The sequence below is a fragment of the Rhizobium sp. AQ_MP genome (assembly GCF_014237835.1).
GTDB lineage: Bacteria > Pseudomonadota > Alphaproteobacteria > Rhizobiales > Rhizobiaceae > Allorhizobium.
The window spans coordinates 1-23,374 of sequence record NZ_JACJVI010000002.1 but is presented as its reverse complement, the minus strand read 5'-3'; the positions used below and the strand labels follow the sequence as shown (position 1 = coordinate 23,374).

Here is a 23,374-nt window from a genome sequence, read left to right as displayed (position 1 = left end):
GGTTACTTCGAGCTAGCGACGACCTTCTACCGCGCCATCACCATCAAGCATAGGATCGTATGCAAGACTTGCGCTGCGATCTGAGCGGTGTTGGTTGATGGATCGTATTGAGGAGCGACCTCCACGACATCGCCGCCAATGATGTTCAGTCCAGCCAGACCCCGCAGGATTTGCAGGACTTCACGCGGGGCAAGGCCGCCAACTTCGGGCGTTCCGGTCCCAGGAGCGAAGCCAGGGTCGACGCTGTCGATATCGAAGGAAATGTATGTTGGGCGATCACCGACGAGAGCGCGGGCCTGGGCAATGATATTCTCAATGTTGCCCTCTCGAACCTGCTCGGCATGAACCACCGTCATGCCGCTCTCATAGGAGAACTCCCAGAGATACTCGGCAGGCCCGCGTATCCCGATCTGGATCGTCCGCTTTGGATCGACCACACCATCTAGCACCGCAAGGCGAAACGGTCCGCCATGCTGGAACTTGGTTCCTTCATAGGGGCCGGCAGTGTCACAATGCGCATCGATGTGGATCAGGCACACCGGTTCCTTGGCGCCGACGGCTTTCAGGATGGATGAGGAGATCGAGTGATCTCCGCCCACGCTCAGCGGCCGCACACCGGCTGCCACGAGGCGCCGGTAAAACGCTTCGATGTCTTCATGGCAACGGCTGAGATCATAGCGACTCTGCATCGGCACGTCACCGATATCGGCAACCTTCGCCTTCGACATGGGCGAGACGCGGAGGACATGGTCGTACGGCCCGACCCGTTCGATCGTGCGAAGCGCACGGGGCCCGAAACGCGTGCCGTTGCGGTTCGTCACTCCGAGATCCATGGGGACGCCGACCAGTGCGATATCGAGCCCGCCAAAATCGTCCAAGGCAGCAGCCTCAGGCATTGCCGGGGCGTCAAGGAGTGTCGGAATACCCGCGAACGGCCACTTTCTCTTGTCTCCTCCGGTAAACTGCGCTTCCGCTACGCTCTTGAAATGGGGATCGAATATATCGCCGCCAGATGCGTTGCCGTATTTCTCCCGCAGTGCCTTCAGATGTGCTTCGTCCGCCATGTCGTCCATCTCCTAATCGTGAAGGCAGATACTAAAGCCCATCCAATTCCGCATACTTCCGTTTTCTTCGAAGTGAATGACGACCGAATCCTGATGTATCTCCGGTCAGGCGGGAACGATGATCGTCGGGGGAGCAGAGAAGACAGGCGAACATCTCTGGAAGTGCGTGGCGCTGACAGCGCCAAGCGAGCATTTTGGACCTGAAGTTCGCAAACCTCCCGGAGCCCTGCGCATCGATTGGCCTTTCCAATCTAGGCTGTTTCGCCCGATCCTCCCAACGCCTGCCGCCAGTGGATCCAACTTTTCGCCGGCGGCGCAGCGTGTGAGGTTTGTTTGCTGCTTGCGAACTGTTCATGTGCCCCCTAGTTTCGCCCGTGAGGATTAATGGTGCGGGCACCGTTACCGGCGGCAAAAGGGAGTGAGGGGATGCCGAAGAAGGGGAACACGGGTCGCAACCTGATCTCCGTCGACAACATGGACGTCCGTCTCATCCGGATCTTCATCAAGGTTGTCGAGTCGGGCGGACTTTCCGCCGCTCAGGCCGAGCTCAACCTCTCGCTGTCGACGATTTCGGAAAAAATCTCGTCGCTGGAACACAGACTGGGACTGACCCTGTGCAAACGTGGCAGAGGCGGGTTCGAGCTGACCGAAAGCGGCAGGCTTGTCTTTGAAGAATGCCAGCGCTTGTTTGGTTCGCTCGATCATTTCAGTCGTAAGGTCGCTGGCCTGAAATCCAATCTCAGCGGCAACCTGTCTGTCGGCCTGGTCGACAACATGATCACGGATCCCAACTCGCCGATTGCCTCGACTTTTGCGACCCTTTCCGAAATTGCGCCGTCGCTGCACCTCTTGATCGACACGCGATCACCCGGCGAACTGCTGAGGGACGTGGTCGCGCGAAAGCTTGACCTGGCAATCGGAAGTTTCCCGCGCATGGCCCTGGGGCTTTCCTATATCGATCTTTACGATGAACAGCAGAATTTTTACTGCGGCTCGGGCCATCCGCTTTTTGCTGTCCCCGACGATGAAATCGGCATCGACCTCGTCAGGACGTATCGGATCATTGGTCGTAGCTATTGGGCGGCACGAGACATCAAGATCTTCGCTATCGCCACCCCGCATGCGACCGTCTCGAACATGGAAGCCGAAGCTTTCCTGATCCTTTCAGGTGGCTATCTCGGCTATCTGCCGGATCATTATGCAGATCCCTTCGTTCAGGCAGGTCAGATGAGACTGATCCGCCCCAGCCTGTTCTCCTATAAAGCGAAGTTCCAGATCGCGACACTGGAGGACTGGAAGAGCAGGCCGATCATCAAGGCCTTCATCGAGGTCATCAGCAAGGCCAGGAACGAAGGGGCGACGAGCGCAAAGCCTGCCAGCCTTCATTCCAGAGAGAGCCGCTGACCGACCCTCGCCGAGCGGCATCCGATACGCGCGAAAACTGCCGGCCACAGCAAGGCAAGATCGTTCCGGTGCGGCAACTGCGTCGCCAGGTCCCCACGTCCCACATGTTGAGCTTGCCGGACGGATCGCAGCACTTACCGTCGTGGACCTGCCGTCGCCGCAAGCGGCAGGACCGCCGTCACAGGGGTAGCTGCGAAAGATGCTCATGCACGGCGAGCCATCGACCATCCCGCTGCCTGGCGAACACGATGGTTTCGCGCTCGTGGTTCGTCATGTCTTCTCCGCCAATGGTAAGGTCCGTCTCGACGACATGGGTGAAGATGGCGGTGTCACCGACGACTTGGACATCGCGGCTCATTGAGCGGCACGCCCTGACGCGGAAGCCGTCACGGCTCTCCCAGAGCGCCCATTCGGCCTCATAGGCGGCGCGGCTGGGAAGGGTACGATCGAGATTGTAGAAAATGAAGGTCGCGGAAGGTGAGAAGGCATCGAAATAGGCCTTGGCGTCGTGACGGCCGAATGCCGCCACCACGGCATCGGCCGCGGAGAGCACTGCGCTCGTATGATCTGTCATTTCTGTCATTTCTTTGGAGTTTGAGGGTGATCAGACACGTTTCACGCTGCTGATCAGTTCGGCGACGGGGCGGTTCTGGGCGGCAACACGAGATTTGAGCTCTTCAAGCGTCATGCTCTCGTTCTTGCAGAACTCGATGAACATCATGTTGAGGTTATTGAACAAGACCTCGCCGAGCACCTTTGCATCGAGGCCAGCTATAACCACACCCCGCCGCTGCAGCGTCTCGATGAGCTGTACGACCTGCGCACAAAGGCGCGCATCGAGCTCTGTGTAACGCTTCGATAGCGGCGTCCCCGGCTGATGAATGGACGAAGCCATGGCCGTCCGCCACATCTCCTTGCTGAGATAGACGAGCGAGTGGTCATAATATTGGTTGATCAGAGCGCCGAGCGCCTCGTTGACGTTCAGCGGTGGATTGGCGACGATCAATTCGCCAGCCTCCAGAACCTCGGTCACTTCCATGGAAACGGTCGCAACGAGGATATCACCCTTGTTCTGGTAATAGTTGTAGAGCGTACCCACCGAGACCTCCGCCATTTCGGCGATATCTTCGATGCGCGCACTGTCATAGCCCTGTTCCCGAAAGAGGTTTGTGGCCGACTCCAAGATGCGACGGTTCCTGTCGGCCTTCTGTCGGGCGCGCAATCCGGTCATGACTAACTCCGAATGAATGTCCTCAAATTTGAGATTGACTTAAAAAATGAATTCATTCAATCTTTTTCTCAAGGCGCCGATACGAGCGCCATTCTGGTCAACGCGAGGGTCTGCTCCGGGCCCTTCTCAGAAGAGGGTGAATTCATGAAAAAGACTGTATTTGGCGGACTTACCCGTCGTTTGCTTCTGGCAACTGTTGCAATCTCGGCCCTGTCTGGCGGAGCTCATGCCCAGGAGGAGCTGAACGCGCTCGTCTGGTGCGATCACACTGACCCGGCGCTGATCGAGCCCTTTGAGAAGGCAAACAACGTCAAGGTCAATCTCAAGGAATACTCCGGCACCGGTGCAGCAATTTCGCTGATCGAACAGTCACGCCCCGGCGATTGGGACGTTCTCGTCATCGATGCGGTCGACGTTCCCCGCGCCATCGATATGGATCTGCTCGCTGAACTTCCAGCAGGCGCATTACCCCTTGGCGATCTGTTCCCCGAAATGCGCATGGAGGACACGACAACCAAGGACGGCAAGATCTACGCGATCACCGAAAAATTCGGTTACAACACCCTCGCCTACGACAAGTCGAAGGTCGATCCCGCTGATATGGAAGATCTGTCGATCATCTGGTCGGACAAATACAAGGGCCGCATCGCGCTTTACGACTACTACCTGCCCATGGTTGGCCTGACAGGCATCGGCATCGGCAAGAAGACTGCCGACCTGACCGAAGCCGACCTTCCGGAGATCAAGGAAAAACTCTTCGAGATGAAGAAGGTCGCACGCCAGGTAAGCGATGTCGTTGCCGCCCAGACGGCGCTCGCGACCGGCGAAGTGGATATCGTGGTCGGCGGTGGCGAATTTCTGACGGCAGGTTTGACGGCCGAAAAGCCGAATCTCGACTGGACAATCCCGAAGCAGGGCGCCCTGCGCTGGGCCCAATCGATCGGCGTTTTCAAGGATTCCGAGAAGCAGGATCTCGCCCTCAAATTCGTGCAGTACATCCTCAGCCCCGAAGGCCAGGCGCGACTGGCCACCTCGTCCTGCTACTGGGCCATGCCTGCCAACGCAAAGGCCGGCGAGCACCTGAACGATCAGCAGAAGACGGCGTTGCGCTGGGATCAGCAGCCGGCCTACCTGAAAAACAGCCAGCTCTATCCGGTCGCCGACGCGGACCTGGACGCTGCAATCCAGGATGTCTGGACGGAAATGCTGCAGCAGTAAGCCGGAACCATCCGGACCGAATCCCCTGTCAGGCGGGATTGAAAAACGTCCCGCCTGAAATGATCAGAGAGTAGCTTCTTCGCAAAACCGCGCTCAGTCCGGCAGACATCGTCCGCCACAAAGCCGGGAGGTTGACGCATGGCCTTGACAGACATGGAGCGCGCTGAGCGGCGAAAAGGCTGGGCATTCGCTCTGCCGGCGCTGCTCTGGACGATTTCTTTCTTTGTGGTTCCCTTTGCCTACATGGCCGCGATCAGCTTCTGGACGCGTGAAGGACGGACGATCGTCGCCACGTGGACGCTCGACAACTATATCGCCTTCTTTGAAAAGGCACATTTCTTCAAGGGGCTCGTCGTGTCACTCGAGGTTACCCTCGTCGTGACCGTGATTTCGATTGTGCTCGCCTATCCCCTGGCCTGGATCATCGCGGAGCGCGTGCCGCGCCGCTGGCAACGCTTCGCGTTGGTCATGGCAATTCTGCCCTTCTGGACCTCCTATGTGGTCCGCTCCTATTCGTGGCTGCTGGTGCTCTCGAAAGGAGGTGTGGTCAATCAGGCACTGATGTGGACCGGCTTGATTGCCGAGCCACTCGAGCTCTCTGCCAACCGCACGGGCACCGTCATCGGCTTCGTGCACTTCTTCGTCATGCTCCTCACGCTGACGATCTATGCCAATCTCGTCCAGCTCTCGCCGAACTATCGGCGGGCAGCAGCCGATCTGGGCGCAAACAGCTTTCAGACCTTCTGGCACGTGATCCTGCCGCTGACGCTGCCTGGCATCATGGTCGGCGCCTTCCTGACCTTCGTTCTATGCATCGGTGACTATGTCACTCCGCAGATCCTCGGCGGAAACAACGAACTCGTCCTGCCGCAGGTGATCATGCTGCAGCTCGGTCGCCGCGCAGACTTCCCGATGGCAGCGGCCCTTTCCCTGGTGCTGATGGTGGTGGTGACGATCGCCTATCTTGCCTGCGCACGCTGGCTGAAGATGGAGAGGACATGATCATGCGCCAACTGAATACGGCCCTAGCGGTCCTCTATGCTGGCGGGCTTTACCTCTTCATCTTCCTGCCGGTCGCCGTTCTCGTGCTCTTCTCGTTTCAGGACGGCACCCTGCCGGTGCCCCCCCTCCATGGCTTGACGCTGCGGTGGTACGGTGAGGTCTTCGCGGACAAGAAGCTGATGTCGGCGCTGTTCAACTCGCTGATTGTGGCCGTCGTCTCGTCTGCAATCTCTTGCCTTCTCGGGTTCCTGGCCGCCTATGCTTTCGCTCGTTACAGGCTTCCCGCATCCGGCCTGCAACGCACATTGATCGTGGCTCCCATGACGGTCAGCACGTTGATCATCGGGCTTGGCCTGCTCTCGGTTCTGTCCAGGCTGGACGTGACAATGTCACTCTGGACGGTCGGCATAGGACATGTGGTCATCAACCTGCCGCTCTGCTTTGCCATCATCTATGCCTCGATGGGCGGGCACCAGGTCAACATCGAACGCGCAGCCCGTGATCTGGGCGCCCGCGATTGGCAGGTCATGACGCTGGTTACCGCCCCGATGCTGATGCCCTCCATCCTTGCCGCCTTTTTCCTCTCGGTGACCTTCAGCTGGGACGAATTCATCATCGCCTTCCTCCTGTCCCGCTTCGACGTGACCCTGCCGGTCGAGATCTGGAGCATGCTGCGCTCCGGCCTCGATCCAAAGACCAACGCGATCGGCAGCGTTGTGTTTCTCATCTCCGTTGCGCTCCTCATCCTCCTCGAACTGACCGTCTTCAGAAAATCCGGAAAGCCCCAATGACCGCAGACGTCTCGATCCGAAACGCCACGAAAGTCTTCGGCGCCTTCCGCGCGCTCAACGATGTCTCGCTCGAGATTGCCGCTGGCGAGTTCATCGTTCTGCTCGGCCCCTCCGGCTGCGGCAAGACAACCTTGCTCTCGATCCTCGGCGGCTTCATCGAGCCGAGCGGCGGCACGATCGCCATCGGGGGCAAGGACATGACGCATGTCGAGCCCGCGCGTCGGCCGACGACCACCATGTTCCAGGACTATGCGCTCTTCCCGCACATGAAGCTCATCGACAATGTCGGCTTTGGGCTGCGTATGCGTGGCCTGCCGAAGGCAGAACGCAACGAGAAGGCGCTCGCCATGCTCGATTTGGTTGGCCTCAGGGCATCGGCAGCGAAAAAGCCGCACGAACTCTCGGGCGGCCAGCGTCAGCGCGTGGCACTCGCCCGCGCGTTGGCCGTTGATCCGGACGTGCTCCTTCTCGACGAGCCGCTCGGAGCCCTGGACCTGAAGTTGCGCCGCCAGATGCAGGACGAGCTGAAGGCCATCCAGAAGCGCGTCGGCACCACCTTCATCCACGTCACCCATGACCAGGAAGAGGCCATGGCGATCGCGGATCGGATCGTGGTGATGAACCAGGGCCGGATCGAAGACGTCGGCGCGCCATCCGACATTTACATGCGCCCCCGCTCGCTGTTTGCAGCAGGCTTCATGGGCGAAGCCAATTTCCTGCCGGGTCGCGTTACCGCTCTGGCGGGCGAGGATGCCCAGGTGGAAACTGTCCTGGGCAGCGCAGTCATCCCCAAGAGCGCCTTTACCGCCGGCATGCCCCAGGCGAACGGCAAGGTAACGCTTTGCATCCGCCCGGAGCATTTCCGCTCGACCGGTGAACAAGGCGCGGCCGTTGCCCTTGGCCGCGCGCGGATCACCGACAGCGCCTTCTTTGGTGCCCATCACCGGTGCCACCTGCAGCCTGACAATGGCGCAGATGTTGTCATCACCGCCCATCTGCCGCAGACGGCGCATCCAAGACCGGGCGACATTCTCGATCTGTCCGTGAGGGCAGACACAATCGTCGCCCTGATGGAAGCCTAGGAGACAGATGATGAAGCCGCGCATGCGTGCCGAAGACTGGTATAGCGTTCGCCGTCTCGATGACGACGTCACCTACATCTGCGAGCCGCATATCCAGGAATTCTACCGCTGCAACATCTGGCACGTGCGCGGCCGCGATCGTGACTTGCTTGTCGACAGCGGCATGGGTGTCGTCTCCCTGCGTGAATGGGTGCCGCTTGTCACCGAGCGCGATTTGATCGCTGTCGCAAGCCACACCCATTTCGATCATATCGGCTGCCACCACGAATTCGAATGCCGCGCGGTCCACTCGGCGGAAGCCGATTTGCTCGCCGAACCCACCCGCGCAAACACGCTCGCAGACCCCTATGTGACAGACGACATTTTCGACGCACTGCCACCGGAGCCCTATTGCTCCAAATGTTATGCCGTGAAGCGGGCACCGGCGACGCGACTGCTGGAGGATGGCGACATGATCGATCTCGGCGATCGCCGGTTCGAGGTGATACACACGCCTGGCCATTCGCCGGGCGGCATCGCCTTTTATGAGAAGGCAACCGAAATCCTATTCTCCGGAGACATTCTCTATGACGGTCCGCTGATCGAGGACACCTACCACTCGAACGCCGTCGACTATCTCGCCAGCATGGAGCGCCTTCTGTCGCTCAAGGTGCGAGTGGTCCATGGCGGCCATTTTCCAAGCTTCAGCGGCGAACGCTACCGGGACCTGATTACCGGCTGGCTCGACGCCAAACGCAAGACACACTGAGAGGAGACCAGCATGCTCGACAAGCGCAAGTTCTACATCAACGGTGAATGGGTTGACCCGATCACGCCACGCGACCTGGAGGTCATCAACCCGGCAACCGAGAAGCCCATCGCCGTGATCTCGATGGGAACGGCCGCCGACATCGATCGCGCCGTCGCCGCCGCCAAGGCCGCATTCCGGAGCTACAGCCGCACAAGCCTCGACGAACGCATTGCATTGCTCGAAAAGCTGCTGGAGGTCTACACCCGCCGCTATGACGAGATGGCCCGGACCATCACACTCGAACTTGGCGCGCCGATCACCATGAGCACGGATCAACAGGCGCATGTCGGCATTGGCCATCTCGAGGGCTTCATCGAGGCGCTGAAGCGGATCAAGCTGCGCGAGGAACTGCCGAACGGCGACATCGTGCTGCGCGAGCCGATCGGCGTCTGCGGCCTGATTACCCCGTGGAATTGGCCGATCAACCAGATCGCGCTGAAGGTTGTTCCGGCGCTCGCGACAGGCTCTACCTGCGTTCTGAAACCGTCGGAATTCACCCCTCTCAACGCCCTGCTCTATGCCGAGATTGTGCATGAGGCGGGCTTCCCGGAAGGCACGTTCAACCTTGTGAATGGCGATGGCGTCAGTGTTGGGGCCGCCCTCTCGAAGCACAGGGACATCGACATGATGTCCTTTACCGGTTCGACCCGTGCCGGCACAGCCGTCAGCAAGGACGCCGCCGACACCGTGAAGCGCGTGACCCTCGAACTTGGCGGCAAGTCGCCGAACATCGTCTTCGAGGATGCCGATCTCGAAGAGCGCATCACCGGCAGCGTGCTCGAATGCTTCAACAATTCCGGCCAGTCCTGTGATGCGCCGACGCGTCTCTTGGTCCAGCGCTCGGTCTACGACAAGGCCGTCGAGATCGCCCGCCGTGTCGGCAGCGAGGTTAGCGTCGGCAATCCGGAAGAAGCCGGCGAACACATTGGCCCGCTGGTCAGCGACATCCAGTATGGCCGCGTGCAGACCATGATCGAGGCCGGCATCGCTGAGGGCGCCGAGCTTCTCGTTGGTGGTCCCGGCAAGCCCGAGGGCTTCGAGACTGGCTACTTCGTCAAGCCGACCATCTTTGCCGGTGTCAGCAACCAGATGCGCATCGCCCGCGAGGAAGTCTTCGGTCCGGTGCTGGCGATCATGCCCTTCGACACCGAGGAAGAAGCGATCGAGGTCGCCAACGACACCAATTACGGCCTGGCCGCCTATGTCCAGTCCGGTGATCTCGACCGCGCCGAACGGGTTGCAGCGCGCCTGCGCGCCGGCATGGTGCACATCAACGGCGCACCCCATCGCTATGGCAGCCCGTTCGGTGGCTACAAGCAGTCGGGCAATGGTCGTGAAGGCGGCATGTTCGGGCTTGAGGATTTCCTCGAGATCAAGACCGTGCACCGGCCGCTCAGCGCCTAGGCTCGCGTCATCGGGCTGAAGCTCGGCCTTGCGCGGCAAGGCCGAGGCTTTCCCTGCCCTCGCGATGGCTGACACGGCCACCCCCAGGATCTCATGAGGCCATGCCGATTGCTGTCGGTGAACTTCGATGACCTCAATGCCCCGCCAGCTGAGCTTGGTGGCCGGTCCAGAATACTGATGGACGGCGTACTGCCGGGCCGAGGCTCGAGCGGCCACGCCGTCTGCCTGTCTCCAAAGGAACGGCCCTCCATCCAGCCTCCACACAACGTCAGCGAAGCACCCATGCTAGAGGATTAGAATTCTTCTAACGCCTGAACATGCACGCGAACCTTGGGGTTGGAAATGAACGTAACGCTTCGACATGTCCGCAACAGATATCCCGCTTCAATCCGCGCCGTGCATTGGGTCCGGGCCGCGCTGATACTGGGGCTGCTGGCCACTGGGATATACATGACGGGCCGCGCCGAAGACGATGCGATTTCGGGGCTACTGTATCCAAACCACAAGCAATTCGGCGTCTTGGTCTGGATTCTGGCAGTCGTTCATCTCGGGCTTCGCTGGCAGTACCGCTCTCAACTCCCTGCAATGGCAGAGACGCTGACGCCATGGGAGAAGCGGCTCTCTCTGGGAGTGCACCGCTTGCTCGTCGCGCTGACATTGATTACCCCGTTGCTTGGTTTCGGGATGTCCAGCAGTCTTCCGGACGGTGATGGCGTGCCGTTCTTCCTGATTGCGAAACTGCCGGAAATTCTTCCGAAGAGCGATACGGCTTTCCTCGTGTTTCAGGCGCTTCACAAATACAGCGCATACCTCATGCTCGCCTGCATCGTTCTTCATGTTGCTGGGGCACTCAAGCATCGGCTGCAGGACCGCGGTGGCGAGACCGACGTCCTTCAGCGGATGTTTTGACGAGGTTGATAAGGCGGTATCCCGAGCCGAACTCTCCCATCCTCAGCGCGGTCCGACGCCGCCTGCGCGACCGTATCAGGAAATCGCGACGAAGATCTTCTTGGACGGCAATATCGTCAACCACTTGCCCTGGAAACCCTTGGGCACGATGAAGGCCTGCCCGGCGTTGAAGAGCTTGCGCGCACCATACTGATCTTCGACGCCCACCTGGCCTTCGAGGATAGAGCAGACTTCCGTGTAAGGCCAGCTGTCGAAGGAAACCTCGCCGGGCTCGCCGGTCCAGTAGCCAACGGCAGTGCGCGTGCTTGCCTCGTCGAAATGACGATACTCGGCTTCAGTCCATCCCGCCGATGGGTTCTTGTAGTCGGCCAGGTCCGGAACGAACGGATTGACGTTCGGCAGAAGCTCTTTCACGACATCGATGGTTTCTTTGCTCAGTTCGGTCATGTTTTCTCCTTCGGTGTCTTTGCGGGGGACATCCGCGCGGCAAGGTCTTGGCCACGCTCCCCCGCTCACTTTCCTTCGAGTGTGAGCACCTGCCCGTCAAAGGCACCGATACACATCTATGATGACGCGATCGCTGGTAAAGGCGCAGGATGCAACGAAAATGTGATCGCTGAGCCAGACATGCGGACCCTCGGGTGCGTCAAAGACCGGCGTGCAGCGGAAGTAGTAGCCCTCGGGAGCTACCGGCTCATTCGCATTGATCTTAACCCAGGCCTCGGGCGAAGCCGTCATGATGCCCTTGTTCAGGATATAGATGACGGTTCCGTCATCGGCCTGCAACGCATAATGGGCTTCCACGATCGAGTTGCCGTCTGCGCGGACAGTTTCATAGTCGGCTCCGCCGGAGATGACCGTTCCGTTGAGCGCCGGGCCGGATACGGTTCCGCCGGTGATCGGCGTGATGCGCCGGACGCCATTTCGGCCAGCCTCGCCCACAAGCGCCGGCGCAATCAGCGCCTCGATGCGGAATGCAAATTCGAGCGCGGGCTCGACCGGGACCGGCAGGTCTTGAGCAGAAAGGTTCATGAATCCTCTCCAAGGCGGCCGAGGCGACGCAGGACGTTATGGGTGATCTGCTCGGTGAAGGGATCCCGGTGAATGAGCCCGTTCACCCATTCGGTCGAGCCGCCGTTAAACACCTCTCCCTCACCCTGCTGGAAGGTCGCCACCATCCCCGAACCGTAGCACTCGCCCTTGAAGCGTTCGGGCAACTGGTCGCCGAAGGCCGCATGGAGAAAGCCGATGGTTTCGTAAACGGGCGCACCCAATGGGACCGCGCCGTTCCATTTGTCGATCTCGCCCGCAACCGCCGGAGCCATGGCCAGGATTTCCAGCGTTTCCGGCGCACCGTCTTCATGCGTCGGATAAGGCAGGCCGTGACGGAACGTGTAGTCCACGCCGTCCATCTCGAAAGCCGCCACGCAAATCGGAGCGGCGCCGAAGACGTCGCCGTAGTTCAGGTCCGTGTTCTCGAAGATCCAGTGGTTGGGTCGATAGACCGTGAAGCCGCCGCTGGAGCGCGGAGCAGCCGTCCCATACCTGTTGTAGCAGCCCGCAGTGCCGGTGAGGCCCATCGTCAATGCGCCGGGCCGCCCCACGCAGGGCGCGTCCCACGCGGTGGTCGTCCGTGTCGGCATTTCTTCGCCACGCGGATCGGCTTCCTGAAGACGATAGCAGACCTGGCGCTTGCCATCATCTTCGAGCCTGACCTGCCATATGAAGTTTCCGCCAAAGCGCGCAACATTGCCGCCGGCCTTTGCAAAGGCGTCGACCGTGTCGCGCATTTCCCAGGTCCAGTATTCGTCGTGACCGACAAAGACTGCGCAGGCATAGGGCGCGAGACAGTCAGGATCCTCGTGCAGATCATGCTGCGTCAGATAGTCGAGCGCATAACCGTGCTTTTCTGCCCAGACAGCAAAATTCCGCTCGTAGGTCGCCCAGAAGGCATCGGCCGCATGACGGGAATAGCCATAGGTATGCGCCCATTCGTAGGACTCGTGCCGTGGCACTTCGCCGAGCTTCGGCGTATGGGGGCTTGAGGCACGCGGTGCGCCGACCGGCAGGCGCAGCATGCCTCTGGCAACCGGCCTTTGCGTCGAAAGGACAGGCGAGGGAATTTCCGTGTAGGGATCGTCGCCCAGGCCCCGGTAATGATTGGCCCCGCCCCAGTCGTTATAGGCCATCATGGTCGAAGTCGACAGGACCAGGACATGGCGCGGACGGTCGGCACGGTCCGTGCCGCGAACGACGAAGAAGCCTTCGCGCTCGTAGCGACGACCGCCCATCTCCATGCTGACGATCACGAGATAGAAACCGGAGGCGCAATCCTCCGGGATCGCATAGGAGACGGCCACGGGCCACCCGCAGCCGACCTCGTAGGCGTTGACGGGCGTTGGATGCGCCTTGCCCTTCAGGCCTTCACGGCTCCACACCTTGATGGGTGTCGCGCCATCGCGGACAATCGTGATGTCATACACATCCGCCGTCGTATGGACGTGAATGTCGACCGTTTCACCCGGAAGATAGCTGAAACGACCGGCATAACACCAGATTTCCGGGTCAGCGGGATTTCCACTGGGCCCTTCGATTCGGAAATGCGGAACCGACCAGGCATAACGCGGACCGTTCTTTGGGCTGGCAGATTCCGGCAATGGGGTAAAAGTCATCGAATTCTCAGAGCTCATCATTCAGGAGGGCTTCTGGCGACCCGGTCGGAGCGCGCAAAACTCCGACAATAAAGGCCAGGATAAGGGGCGCATTGATCAGGAAGTTCCCCAGCGGTCCCAGATACGTCAGGATACCCAATTGGGTGCAGACGAAGAAGAGAACGGCAGCGAGCAGAACGACCGAGATCGCCGGCGCGACCAGGCGATTCCAAGTTCTTTCTCCGCGATTGTCGCGTCTGAAATAGGCGATGACGGCAACCGAAGTCAGCAATTGCAGGAACAAGACTCCGACCAGCGTCGGGGTATTCGTCCAGATGACGACCTGCGTATAGGGGTCGAGCGGCGACAGTCCAAAGCCGGTGATGGACACGAGCACGATGACCGCCTGCGTTACAACGGCATTGCCGGGCGATCCCGTAGACGGGTTGGTTGCAGAGAGCAAGCTGGGCAGGATGCGACTGCGGCCAAGGGCGTAAAGGTAGCGCGAGGCGGCGTTATGCAGCGCCAGCACTCCGGCGATGAAACTCGTGACGATCAACACCAGCATGAAGTCCGTCATGGTGGCACCGACATAGGCGGTGTTGATATTGAAAACGAATGACTGTGGATCGACGGCAAGTTTCTGGGCCAGCGTCGACGGACCCGCGGCCATCAGGATAAGCCACGAAAATGCTGTGTAGATGACCGCCAGAAGAAGGACGGCGGCATAGGTGGCCTTCGGCACGGTGCGCGCCGGGTCGGCTACCTCTTCACTGTAGACGGCGGTCTGCTCGAACCCGATGAACACGACGAATGTCACAACCAGCAACGGCCCGATGGCGGCCATGGGCCAGGAAGCAGGGTCGAACGAGGACAATGAGTATCCTTCGGGCACACCCTGGATCAAAATCGCGCCCATCAGAACAACGAGAATTCCGAGTTCCGCCAGCAGCATGATTGCCAGCAGCCGGGCGCCTGCCTCCACACGAAGGTATGAAACGGCAGCGACCAGAAGACCGATCACGAAGGCCGACACCGCCCAATAAACCTCGAAGCCGAAGAACGTCTTTATCGCAACCGAGGCGAACAATCCGGCAACCGAGCAAAACCCGATGTGCCCCAGTGTATAGGCGGCATAAGCAACCATGGCGGAGCCGGCACCAATGCGATTTCCAAGCCCATGCGCGATGTACGCGAAGAAAGCGCCGGTGTTGCGGACATGTCGACTCATGGAGGTGAAGCCGACCGCAAAAATCAGGTAGACGGCACCGGCGATCAGAAAACCAGCAGGGACCGCTTCACCGCCGATGGCAAATTGCAGCGGCGTGAGGCCTGTCAGCACAGTCAACGGCGCGGCAGCAGCAACAACGAAGAATACCAGATGGGACGCGCTGACGGCACCCCGACGAAGGCCCTCGGGGGCCTCCGCGGACGAAGGAATTTCTGTCATTTATGTTCCCCTTTTTTGGATCGCCAAGCGGGCAAGATCGCCTACCTACCGATCGGTAGGCAAATCGCTAACAAAGAGCGTCTGACTTGTAAAGTGTCAATTCAATGGATAGGACGTGGCGCCGGAAAGGACACTTGCATGCGCACAGATGTTGAGGTCAGCCCGCTGGGGATTTTTCCGGAAGTGGCGGAAGGATCGACTGCAGATACAATTCTGAAAGTGGCTGGACGGCTTTTCGCACAAAAAGGCTTCCACGCTATCTCGACGAGGGAAATTGCAAGTGAAGTCGGAATCCGGAAGGCGTCTCTCTTCCATCATTTCGCATCCAAGGTCGCAATCGCCCAGCATCTGCTTGAGTACGGGCGGCTGCGATCTCCTTTGCTCCAGGGAGAGGAGTTATTGCCGCAGTCGAGGCCGGCCGTGCGGATCTACGCTACGTTTCGCAGAGAGCTCGAACTGGAATTCACGAGCCGCTACGAAATGCGGGGGCTCTACCTTTCCGACCTCATGGAAGAGCCGGATTTCGTCTTTTGGAACGAGAGGCACAAGCGGGCGAAGCAAGCGGGAGAACGCACGCTTGCAGAGGGTATGAAGAGCGGCGAGTTCATAGAAGGCTCCACCGCTTTGTTTGCCCATTTTCTGGATTCTGTATTGCTCGGTGCAATCCGGCTTCAACGACACGCCGATGTGCTGGAAGAGGCCAATGTCATCGCAAGTCTGATGATGCGGGCACTCCTGAGCAATCCGGCAGATCTGGAGAGCATCAAGCAAGAAGTGAGCAAGACACGATAGGCGCCGCATTCATGGCCCGATCAATGATCGCAGCCTTGTGGAACCTCAAATGATCTTATCTCCCCCTGCAGACGAGACTGATCAGGACGGAACCGGCCATGGTTCGCATTGGCTTGCCAGACAAGCGTCTGAGCGGCGAGTGCTGGCACCGGTCAGCTTAGAACCAGTGCCAGCACATAGTTGCAGTTCGGCAAGCGAGAGACCCCCCTCGCCGCGTTTGCTTGCTGTCGCGGACTAGCCGTTGTTTGAGACAGGCACCGAAGTCTCGCGCCGCCGCGTCAGCCGCGTGACGACGACGTAGAACACAGGCACGAAAAGCACCGCCAGCACCGTGCCGGAAATCATTCCGCCGAACAGACCGGTTCCGATGGCGTTCTGCGTTTCCGAGCTTGCTCCTCTCGCAATGACCAGCGGCACGACACCGAGGGTAAAGGCGAGAGACGTCATGACGATGGGACGAAGGCGCAGACGTGCTGCCTCGACGACAGCCTCTACAAGTCCCAGTCCCTCGCTCTGGCGTTTGCGAGCAAACTCAACGATCAGAACTGCGTTCTTGGCGGAGAGGCCGATCAGGGTAATCAGGCCAACCTTGAAGAACACATCGTTTTCCAGCCCCCGCAGATGAACTGCGATCACTGCCCCGATCACGCCGAGGGGCACGACGAGCATGACGGAGATTGGCACGGACCAGCTTTCATAGAGGGCAGCCAGCACCAGGAACACGATCAGGAATGAGAAGGCCATCAGCATGGGCGCCTGCGCACCGGACTGCCGCTCCTGGAGGGATTGACCCGTCCATTCCACCGCAAACCCCTTGGGGAGTTTGAGTGCCAGCTGTTCCATCTCATCCATCGCCTTGCCACTCGAAATGCCCTTGGCCGCCGATCCGGAAATGCTGGTCGAAGGGTATCCGTTGTAGCGGGTCACCTGCAGCGGAATCGTAGACCATTCGGGCGTCACGATCTCGGAAAGACGAACCATCTTGCCGGTATCGCTGCGCAGATGAAGTGCAAGGATATCGTCCACCTGCATGCGGCTCGAAGGCTGGGCCTGAACAATGACCTGCTGCAGTCGACCGTCCCGCGGGAAATCGTTCACATAGGTCGAGCCGACAGCGCCGCTCAATGTGTCGCTGATGGTGCTGTAGGCTACGCCCAACGCTGCGGCCTTCTGCCGGTCGATGTGGAGCGTGACGCTCGGACCTCTCGGCAGACCGTCAATACGAACGTCAGTCAACAGCGTGCTCTTGGAGGCAAGTTCGATGAGTTGAGCAGCGGCAGCAGCCAGCGCATCCGCACCGTGATTGGCGCGATCCTGCAGTCGCAGCGAGAAGCCTGATGTGGTGCCCAGTTCATCAATTGCCGGTGGCTTCAGACTGAAGACCTGGCCTTCCTTTGCTGCGGACATCGCGTCCGCTGCAGCATTCAGTTCGGCATCCACGGTGTTGGTGCGCTTGCTCCAATCCGTCATTGTGGTGAACGACATGGCCGTGTTCGGCCCTGACCCCGAAAAGCCGAAACCCATGATCGTCAGGTTGTTGGCGATGTCGGAGCGGCCCTTGACGTGCTCTTCGAAGAGGTTGACCACTTCGCGCGTGCGTTCGGCTGTCGCCTCCGCCGGCAAAGTGAAGGAGGTCATGAAGGAACCTTGATCTTCTTCCGGCACGAAAGTGGTCGCGATTGTGCTGTAGCCAAACCCAACAGCAGCGACGATGGCAAGATAGACAAACATGGTCCGACCGGCCCGGCGGACAAGACCGCCTACCCATCCCGCATAACCCTCAGTCAGTCGGTCAAAGCCGCGATTGAACCAACCAAAGAAACCCTTCTTATGGTGATGGTCAGAGCTGATCGGTTTCAGCAAGGTAGCGCACAGCGCAGGGGTGAGGCTGAGTGCGAGAAATGCCGAGAAGAGGATCGAAACCGCCATGGAGACCGTGAACTGGCGGTAGATGGCACCGACGGAACCGGATGCAAGCCCCATCGGCAGGAACACCGCCGTTAGCACCAGGGTGATCCCGATCACCGCACCGGTGATTTCGCCCATGGCCTTGCGGGTTGCCTCGCGCGGAGACAGCCCTTCCTTGGCCATCAACCGCTCGACATTTTCAACGACCACAATCGCATCATCCACGATGATGCCGATGGCAAGCACCATGCCGAACATCGTTAGAACGTTGATCGAGTACCCGATTACCATCATGACGGCAAAGGTGCCCAACAGCGCAATCGGGGCGACGATCGTCGGAATGAGCGTGTAGCGGACATTCTGCAGGAAGAGCAGCATGATCAGGAACACAAGCACCATCGCTTCGACAAGCGTCTGCAAAACCTTCTGGATCGAGATCTTGACGAAGGGCGCCGTGTCGTAGGAGATCGCGTACTCCAGTCCCGCAGGCATGGTGAGCGCAAGCTCGGCCATTCGGGTACGCACACCGTTCGAGGTGCTGACGGCATTCGCACCCGGCGTCATCTGGATGGCGGCTGCGGTTGCGGGCTTGCCACCGTCGAGAATGGAAAAGCTGGAGGATTGCGATCCCACTTCGATGGTGGCGATATCGCCCAGAGTCAGCCGGGAGCCATCGGGATTCGATCGCAGAATGACCCGCGCAAATTCCTCAGGCGACTGCAGCTGGCCGCGAACGCTCAGAGGGACACTGACCTTCTGTCCAGGAACCGTTGGCGTGTCGCCCAAGCGTCCCGGTGCAACCTGGATATTCTGGGTCTGGATAGCCTGGGTCACCTCCGCCATGGAGATGGAGTGCGCCAGCAGGCGCATGGGATCGACCCATACGCGCATGGCGGCTTCGGAGCCGAAGGATTGGACACGGCCGACGCCGGCGACCCGCTTGAGCTCGGGCGAGATGTTGCGCACGAGGTAGTCGTCAAGCGCCAATGCGTCGATCGACCCGTCCTTCGACTTCAGGGAAACGATCATCAGAAATCCGGATGAGGCGGATTCAACGGTGAGGCCCGCCCGCCGAACCGGCTCAGGCAACTTCGCTTCGACCGCCTTGAGCCTGTTCTGGATATCAACCTGCGCCAGTTCCGGGTTCGTGCCCGGCTTGAATGTCACGGTGATCGTTGTCGATCCGGAAGAATCTGCCGAGGAATCGAAATAGAGCACGTTCTTCGCGCCCGAGATTTCCCTTTCGATCACACTGGTCACGCTGTCATTGATCACCTGCGGCGTGGCCCCGGTATAGGTGGCATAGATCGACACGCTGGGCGGAGCAATGACCGGAAATCGCGAAACGGGCAGTTGCGGGATGGCGATCACCCCGACAATGACGATCATGATGGCGATGACCCAGGCAAAGACGGGCCTGTCAATAAAGAACTGCGGCATCATCCGCTCCTTAGTTCGACTTCTGGGAGACGATGTTTGCGGGCGATGTTTCCAGGGGTTGACCGCTTTGCACCCGATCCTGTCCCAGCACGACGATCGTTTCGCCGGCGCGAAGACCATTCTTCACCAGGTACTTTCCGCCCACCAGGGGACCCAGTTCGACAGCCCTCTTCTCGCCAGTCTTGTCTGCAGCAATGACGACAAGCTCCGGTCTTCCAGAGGCATCGCGGGTCACCGCCTCCTGGGGGACCATCAGAGCGGCATTGTAGACCTCCCGCGGCACCATGGCGCGAATGAACATGCCAGGCAGAAGCTGCCCTTCCGGATTGGGAACCAGAATGCGTATGCCGAGGCTGCCGGTGGCGTTATCGACGGAGATATCGGAGAACAGGATCTTTCCAGCGTGACCATAGGGCTTGCCGGTGATCGTCTTGATCGAGACCGGCAGTTCCTGCGGATCGCCCGTCCCAGCCGCCGGGGCTGTTTCCTGCAATTGCTCCAGGCTGATCGACGATTGGCGCACGTCGACGTAAACCTGATCGATCTGCTGGACCACGGCAAGCGGTGAGGTCGCGGACGAGGACGCCAATGAGCCTTCGCTCATGAAGGACTGACCGATGATGCCGCTGATCGGGCTGCGGACCGTGGCATTTGCCAGCTCCAGCTTGCGCCGGGCCAGATTTGCCTTGGCTTCGGCGACGCTTGCCTTGGCCTGCGCCAGCGCGGCCGTTGCGTTGTTGAAGGCTTCTGCACTGGTGACCTTCTGCGCGGACAGCAATTCCGACCGCTGGTACTTCACCTTGGCATTCGCGAGTTCCGCTTCGACGCGCGCCAGAACGGCGGCGGCGGCATCCGCCTCCGCGGAAAACGGCGCCGGATCGATCTGGAACAGGGCCGCGCCGGCCTCTACCGTGCTGCCCTCTACAAACAGCTTCTTCTGGATGATGCCGTTGACCTGCGGCCTGATCTCCGCTGTTCGCACGGCAGAGACACGTCCAGGCAATTCGTCGTAGACGGTAACGGCTTCCGGCTGCACCGTCATCACGCTGACACGAACGGCCTGCGGCTCGGCTGTAGCATTCGCTTCGGTCTTCTGCTGGTCACTGCAAGATACCAATAGCAGTAACGGCACGCACAACATGCAGAACATCCAAAACCGCGCGAAGTTTCGCATCTGGGTCACCATCGTCTTTAGGGATTAGTCGATGGGGATGCTCTAAAAGGATTGTGTTGCTACTTCGTGTAGGATTTGTTGCGATCGGATGGAGGCACATCATGACGACTCGACCAGCGGTCGGTTCGATGGCATGAAATCCGCAAGGAGCGCAACCATCATGACAGAACTTGTTTTGATCGCTGAAGACGATGCGGAGATCGCGGGCATTCTCGAAGCCTATTTTTCCCGGGAAGGCTTTCGAACAGTCCATGCCCGCGATGGACAGGTAGCACTTGATCTGCACCGAACACTAAAACCCGATATCGTTCTCGCTGATATCACCATGCCGCGCCTGGATGGTTGGGAGCTTCTCGCGGAGATCCAGAGACGAGGCCGCACACCAGTCATCATGATCACGGCGCTTGATGAAGATGTCGATCGCCTTCAGGGCCTGCGTATCGGTGCGGACGACTATATCGTCAAGCCGTTCAACCCTATCGAGGTCGTCGCTCGGGCCAAGGCGGTTTTGCGTCGCGCGGGGCTAAGCCAGGCCGGCGCAGTCATCCGGGTTGGCAACCTCACCATCGATCTCGACAGTTATCAGGTCAAGATCGACAATAAAGGCGAAGCCGTTACTGTTCCTCTGACGCTGACCGAGTTCAGGCTTCTTGCTCATCTCGCAAGGACGCCCAGCAAGGTTTTCTCGCGGGCAGAACTCGTGGATGCCTGCCTGCCCGGTTCCGATGCGCTGGATCGAACGATCGATAGCCATCTGAGCAAACTCCGCAAGAAGCTCGAGCAGGCGGGAGGCGAAGGTTTGTTGGCCAGCATCCGGGGTGTCGGCTATCGTCTGGCGGTCGATCCATGATCGTGAAAGGGCTGAGCAGGCAGATACTCGTCGCCATGGCGACGGTCACCGTCGCGGCAGGACTGCTGGTCTTTTTTGGAACCTATCTCGCCTTCACCATCCTCTTCTATTTTTCCCCCTGGTCCGAAGACAACGACAGCTGGCTGACAGGCTTCGATTTTGTCATCCTGACGGTCCTTATCCTGATCGCGTTGATCGTTGCAGCGCTCGCGTCGATCCGCCTCGCACGCCGCATCCTCGAACCGCTGGAATCTCTCGCCGAGAGCGCCCGGCGTATCAAGGATGGAGACCTATCGACCCGTGCCATCCCCGGTGACTATTCGCTCGGAGAAACGGCTTCCCTTGTTGAAGACTTCAACGCCATGGCCCAGCGCCTACAAGACATGGCCTCCGACATGACGCTCTGGAACGCTACGATCGCCCATGAATTGCGCACACCACTGACCATTCTGAAGGGTCGCCTGCAAGGAATGATCGATGGTGTCTTCGAGCCGAACGAAAAGTCGCTCCACGCCTTGGTGCTTCAGGTCGATTCACTGGCAAGGCTCGTGGAAGACCTGCGCACCGTCACCCTTGCGGACAGCGGCCACCTTGATCTGCGTCTGCAGCCTGTTCGACTGAAGGACGAGATCCTGAGGCTTGCGGCGGTACTGGATGATGAGTTGAGACAGGAAGGCTTCCACCTCAAACTGGACCTTTGCGATGCCATGGTCCGTGTGGATCCCATGCGCATCCGCCAGGCCCTGCTTGCCCTAGTCACGAATGCGCGCCGTTACGCAAATCGAGGTCTCGTTGAGATCAGCCTTTCCATCGAGAAGGACCAGGTGGTGCTGCGCGTCTCAGACGAAGGCCCGGGTCTTGCCCCCGACATCGCTTCATCCGCATTTGAGCCCTTCAAAAGAGGCGGAGACTCGGGGTCGTTGGAGAAGGGCGGAAATGGTCTTGGCCTTTCTGTGGTCCGTGCGATCGTCGAGGCGCACGGAGGTAAGGTTCGCTACGCCCGATCCGCCAAAGGCGGCGCCATGTTCGAGATCCTCCTCGGCAAGGCAGTCTCCTGAAGAACAGTCGATGACCGTTTACGCATTGACGCATGCGGATCGCTCGACCCGGCCGCCACTCCACGCAATCCCCACACTCTGTCCACAAAGCCGCAAGGCCGCCCTGCTACCTTAGACGGCGGAAAGTCAATTCAGCGCGATCAATCCGTGGCTCTCGGATGACAATGAGCCACGAGATCTGGCCGCGTGCCCGAAAGCCGTTGGAGCCATACCATGAGCGATCAAACTGTGAGCCTGATCATTGCAGATCCGGATGATCTCCCCGACTTCAAGAGGGAACTCCAGGAGGCATTCGCCATCGCCGTGATCGATGAGTATGGGGCCCTGCCGGATGGTCCAATCCCTTCAGACGGTGAGCTCGACGAAGCGATCAATGCACCGGGAGCGGTCGCGCTGCGCATTCTCTCAGACGGCAGGAAGATCGGAGGCGCAGTCGTGACCATCGACGAAGAGACGCATCACAACACGCTGGATCTCTTCTTCCTGACGGTGGGCAGGCATGGGCAGGGTTTGGGTCACAAGGCCTGGCTCGCGATCGAAGCGCGCTATCCGCAGACGATCACCTGGCATACGCATACGCCATACTTTGAAAAGAGGAACATCCACTTCTACGTCAACAAATGCGGCTTCAAGATCATTGGCTTCCACCATGCCAAATACCCGGACCCGCACCAGCCCGGCCCCAGCGATCTGCCGGACGACGAGGGATTTCTTTTCGAGAAGGTGATGCGCGCTTGAACGTGAGGAATGGCGCTGGCGAAGCCTTCCGCTTCTAGGAAGCTGAGGAGCGGCGATCGGGCATCACCGCTCCTGAGGCTGTATGCTCAGGTCGAGGCCGACACGCGGCAAGGCCTGCTCGATCACCTGCGCTTCCCTCTCCGGTCTTCTTTAGGGAAGGAGCGGATCGATGCCATACGTCGTATCACGCCGCCCTTTTTGCGACGGCGCGGGCGACGACGAAGCGGGAGATCATCTGGCTCAGCGTATTGGCTTCGCCGTTCAACACGGCAGACGCGGCAGTCGTCTCCTCGACCATGGCGGCGTTTTGTTGTGTGGCCTGGTCCATGTGGTTGACGGCGGTATTGATCTCCCGCAGTCCGGACGCCTGTTCGCCGGTTGCGCGCGAGATCTGCTGCATCAGGGAGTCGATCGCCTT

Annotated in this window: 21 protein-coding genes and 1 pseudogene; 12 read left to right on the top strand and 10 right to left on the bottom strand. The window is 59.7% G+C overall.

The features are described 5' to 3' along the window. Positions 1-26 precede the first annotated feature (26 nt). On the bottom strand, positions 27-1,064 hold the full coding sequence (speB, locus tag H6M51_RS03230; protein WP_185808464.1) for an agmatinase: 1,038 nt from the start codon (positions 1,062-1,064) through the stop codon (positions 27-29). 426 nt (positions 1,065-1,490) lie between these two features. Between speB and H6M51_RS03225 the strand changes: the two genes are divergently transcribed. Beyond that, positions 1,491-2,468, top strand: a complete 978-nt coding sequence (locus H6M51_RS03225; RefSeq protein WP_210314694.1) for a LysR family transcriptional regulator — start codon at positions 1,491-1,493, stop codon at positions 2,466-2,468. Positions 2,469-2,646: 178 nt separating this feature from the next. Here the strand turns inward: H6M51_RS03225 and H6M51_RS03220 are convergent, their stop codons facing one another. After that, positions 2,647-3,042 (bottom strand): nuclear transport factor 2 family protein, encoded by a 396-nt coding sequence (locus tag H6M51_RS03220; RefSeq protein ID WP_185808463.1) that lies wholly within the window; start codon positions 3,040-3,042, stop codon positions 2,647-2,649. Positions 3,043-3,072: 30 nt separating this feature from the next. Continuing rightward, positions 3,073-3,699, bottom strand: a complete 627-nt coding sequence (locus H6M51_RS03215) for a TetR/AcrR family transcriptional regulator (protein ID WP_185808462.1) — start codon at positions 3,697-3,699, stop codon at positions 3,073-3,075. Between the two features lie 144 nt (positions 3,700-3,843). On the opposite strand from H6M51_RS03215, the gene H6M51_RS03210 reads away from it, so the two are divergent. The 7 genes from H6M51_RS03210 to H6M51_RS03180 all read left to right on the top strand — a co-directional run bounded on the left by H6M51_RS03210 (position 3,844) and on the right by H6M51_RS03180 (position 10,895). Next, positions 3,844-4,917, top strand: coding sequence for a PotD/PotF family extracellular solute-binding protein (locus H6M51_RS03210; protein WP_185808461.1), 1,074 nt, complete (start codon positions 3,844-3,846; stop codon positions 4,915-4,917). Between the two features lie 138 nt (positions 4,918-5,055). Then, positions 5,056-5,919: an ABC transporter permease gene (locus tag H6M51_RS03205; RefSeq protein WP_185808460.1), complete on the top strand. Its 864-nt coding sequence runs from the start codon at positions 5,056-5,058 to the stop codon at positions 5,917-5,919. Positions 5,920-5,921: 2 nt separating this feature from the next. Continuing rightward, positions 5,922-6,710: an ABC transporter permease gene (locus H6M51_RS03200; RefSeq protein WP_210314693.1), complete on the top strand. Its 789-nt coding sequence runs from the start codon at positions 5,922-5,924 to the stop codon at positions 6,708-6,710. Beyond that, a complete protein-coding gene (locus H6M51_RS24935; RefSeq protein WP_185808458.1) occupies positions 6,707-7,792 on the top strand; it encodes an ABC transporter ATP-binding protein in 1,086 nt (361 codons plus the stop codon). Before H6M51_RS03200 ends, H6M51_RS24935 begins: the two co-directional genes overlap by 4 nt. A 10-nt stretch (positions 7,793-7,802) precedes the next feature. Then, positions 7,803-8,540: an MBL fold metallo-hydrolase gene (locus H6M51_RS03190; protein ID WP_246780382.1), complete on the top strand. Its 738-nt coding sequence runs from the start codon at positions 7,803-7,805 to the stop codon at positions 8,538-8,540. Between the two features lie 12 nt (positions 8,541-8,552). Next, positions 8,553-9,986, top strand: coding sequence for an aldehyde dehydrogenase family protein (locus tag H6M51_RS03185; protein WP_185808456.1), 1,434 nt, complete (start codon positions 8,553-8,555; stop codon positions 9,984-9,986). Positions 9,987-10,328: 342 nt separating this feature from the next. Then, complete coding sequence (locus tag H6M51_RS03180) at positions 10,329-10,895, top strand: cytochrome b (protein WP_185808455.1); 567 nt, start codon at positions 10,329-10,331, stop codon at positions 10,893-10,895. A 75-nt stretch (positions 10,896-10,970) separates the two neighbouring features. On the opposite strand, the gene H6M51_RS03175 is transcribed toward H6M51_RS03180, so the two are convergent. From H6M51_RS03175 to H6M51_RS03160, 4 genes are all read right to left on the bottom strand, one after another. Beyond that, positions 10,971-11,342: a cupin domain-containing protein gene (locus tag H6M51_RS03175; RefSeq protein WP_185808454.1), complete on the bottom strand. Its 372-nt coding sequence runs from the start codon at positions 11,340-11,342 to the stop codon at positions 10,971-10,973. Positions 11,343-11,438: 96 nt separating this feature from the next. Continuing rightward, entirely contained in the window at positions 11,439-11,927 is a 489-nt protein-coding gene (locus tag H6M51_RS03170) for a DUF3237 domain-containing protein (protein ID WP_185808453.1), read from the bottom strand. Then, positions 11,924-13,567 carry a N,N-dimethylformamidase beta subunit family domain-containing protein gene (locus H6M51_RS03165; protein WP_185808452.1) on the bottom strand — a complete coding sequence of 548 codons (1,644 nt, stop codon included), beginning with the start codon at positions 13,565-13,567 and terminating at the stop codon, positions 11,924-11,926. The genes H6M51_RS03170 and H6M51_RS03165 overlap by 4 nt, the downstream gene beginning before the upstream one ends. Before the next feature lie 7 nt (positions 13,568-13,574). Then, positions 13,575-14,996, bottom strand: a complete 1,422-nt coding sequence (locus H6M51_RS03160; RefSeq protein WP_185808451.1) for an APC family permease — start codon at positions 14,994-14,996, stop codon at positions 13,575-13,577. A 138-nt stretch (positions 14,997-15,134) separates the two neighbouring features. Between H6M51_RS03160 and H6M51_RS03155 the strand changes: the two genes are divergently transcribed. Beyond that, the gene (locus tag H6M51_RS03155) at positions 15,135-15,788 is read left to right on the top strand and encodes a TetR/AcrR family transcriptional regulator (protein ID WP_185808450.1); all 654 of its coding nucleotides are present in this window, start codon (positions 15,135-15,137) and stop codon (positions 15,786-15,788) included. A 234-nt stretch (positions 15,789-16,022) separates the two neighbouring features. Here the strand turns inward: H6M51_RS03155 and H6M51_RS03150 are convergent, their stop codons facing one another. Both H6M51_RS03150 and H6M51_RS03145 read right to left on the bottom strand, forming a co-directional pair. After that, the gene (locus H6M51_RS03150) at positions 16,023-19,136 is read right to left on the bottom strand and encodes a multidrug efflux RND transporter permease subunit (protein ID WP_185808449.1); all 3,114 of its coding nucleotides are present in this window, start codon (positions 19,134-19,136) and stop codon (positions 16,023-16,025) included. Positions 19,137-19,146: 10 nt separating this feature from the next. Then, positions 19,147-20,253, bottom strand: a complete 1,107-nt coding sequence (locus tag H6M51_RS03145; protein ID WP_246780381.1) for an efflux RND transporter periplasmic adaptor subunit — start codon at positions 20,251-20,253, stop codon at positions 19,147-19,149. Between the two features lie 217 nt (positions 20,254-20,470). Here H6M51_RS03145 and H6M51_RS03140 point away from each other — a divergent pair, with 217 nt between their 5' ends. The 3 genes from H6M51_RS03140 to H6M51_RS03130 all read left to right on the top strand — a co-directional run bounded on the left by H6M51_RS03140 (position 20,471) and on the right by H6M51_RS03130 (position 22,956). Continuing rightward, positions 20,471-21,160 carry a response regulator gene (locus tag H6M51_RS03140; RefSeq protein ID WP_185808447.1) on the top strand — a complete coding sequence of 230 codons (690 nt, stop codon included), beginning with the start codon at positions 20,471-20,473 and terminating at the stop codon, positions 21,158-21,160. Continuing rightward, the gene (locus H6M51_RS03135; protein ID WP_185808446.1) at positions 21,157-22,218 is read left to right on the top strand and encodes an ATP-binding protein; all 1,062 of its coding nucleotides are present in this window, start codon (positions 21,157-21,159) and stop codon (positions 22,216-22,218) included. The genes H6M51_RS03140 and H6M51_RS03135 overlap by 4 nt, the downstream gene beginning before the upstream one ends. A 213-nt stretch (positions 22,219-22,431) precedes the next feature. Then, a complete protein-coding gene (locus tag H6M51_RS03130) occupies positions 22,432-22,956 on the top strand; it encodes a GNAT family N-acetyltransferase (RefSeq protein WP_185808445.1) in 525 nt (174 codons plus the stop codon). A gap of 184 nt (positions 22,957-23,140) precedes the next feature. On the opposite strand, the pseudogene H6M51_RS03125 reads toward H6M51_RS03130, so the two are convergent. Continuing rightward, positions 23,141-23,374: pseudogene (locus H6M51_RS03125) on the bottom strand (chemotaxis protein); the annotation flags it as partial.

Coding starts and splice junctions, on each gene's coding strand:
- H6M51_RS03200 (WP_210314693.1), top strand. CDS start 5,922: ATGCGCCAACTGAATACGGCCCTAGCGGTCCTCTATGCTGGCGGGCTT.
- H6M51_RS03220 (WP_185808463.1), bottom strand. CDS start 3,042: ATGACAGATCATACGAGCGCAGTGCTCTCCGCGGCCGATGCCGTGGTG.
- H6M51_RS03150 (WP_185808449.1), bottom strand. CDS start 19,136: ATGCCGCAGTTCTTTATTGACAGGCCCGTCTTTGCCTGGGTCATCGCC.
- H6M51_RS03225 (WP_210314694.1), top strand. CDS start 1,491: ATGCCGAAGAAGGGGAACACGGGTCGCAACCTGATCTCCGTCGACAAC.
- H6M51_RS03140 (WP_185808447.1), top strand. CDS start 20,471: ATGACAGAACTTGTTTTGATCGCTGAAGACGATGCGGAGATCGCGGGC.
- speB (WP_185808464.1), bottom strand. CDS start 1,064: ATGGCGGACGAAGCACATCTGAAGGCACTGCGGGAGAAATACGGCAAC.
- H6M51_RS03210 (WP_185808461.1), top strand. CDS start 3,844: ATGAAAAAGACTGTATTTGGCGGACTTACCCGTCGTTTGCTTCTGGCA.
- H6M51_RS03215 (WP_185808462.1), bottom strand. CDS start 3,699: ATGACCGGATTGCGCGCCCGACAGAAGGCCGACAGGAACCGTCGCATC.
- H6M51_RS03190 (WP_246780382.1), top strand. CDS start 7,803: ATGAAGCCGCGCATGCGTGCCGAAGACTGGTATAGCGTTCGCCGTCTC.
- H6M51_RS03155 (WP_185808450.1), top strand. CDS start 15,135: ATGCGCACAGATGTTGAGGTCAGCCCGCTGGGGATTTTTCCGGAAGTG.
- H6M51_RS03130 (WP_185808445.1), top strand. CDS start 22,432: ATGAGCGATCAAACTGTGAGCCTGATCATTGCAGATCCGGATGATCTC.
- H6M51_RS03165 (WP_185808452.1), bottom strand. CDS start 13,567: ATGACTTTTACCCCATTGCCGGAATCTGCCAGCCCAAAGAACGGTCCG.
- H6M51_RS03160 (WP_185808451.1), bottom strand. CDS start 14,996: ATGACAGAAATTCCTTCGTCCGCGGAGGCCCCCGAGGGCCTTCGTCGG.
- H6M51_RS03180 (WP_185808455.1), top strand. CDS start 10,329: ATGAACGTAACGCTTCGACATGTCCGCAACAGATATCCCGCTTCAATC.
- H6M51_RS03175 (WP_185808454.1), bottom strand. CDS start 11,342: ATGACCGAACTGAGCAAAGAAACCATCGATGTCGTGAAAGAGCTTCTG.
- H6M51_RS03185 (WP_185808456.1), top strand. CDS start 8,553: ATGCTCGACAAGCGCAAGTTCTACATCAACGGTGAATGGGTTGACCCG.
- H6M51_RS03135 (WP_185808446.1), top strand. CDS start 21,157: ATGATCGTGAAAGGGCTGAGCAGGCAGATACTCGTCGCCATGGCGACG.
- H6M51_RS24935 (WP_185808458.1), top strand. CDS start 6,707: ATGACCGCAGACGTCTCGATCCGAAACGCCACGAAAGTCTTCGGCGCC.
- H6M51_RS03170 (WP_185808453.1), bottom strand. CDS start 11,927: ATGAACCTTTCTGCTCAAGACCTGCCGGTCCCGGTCGAGCCCGCGCTC.
- H6M51_RS03205 (WP_185808460.1), top strand. CDS start 5,056: ATGGCCTTGACAGACATGGAGCGCGCTGAGCGGCGAAAAGGCTGGGCA.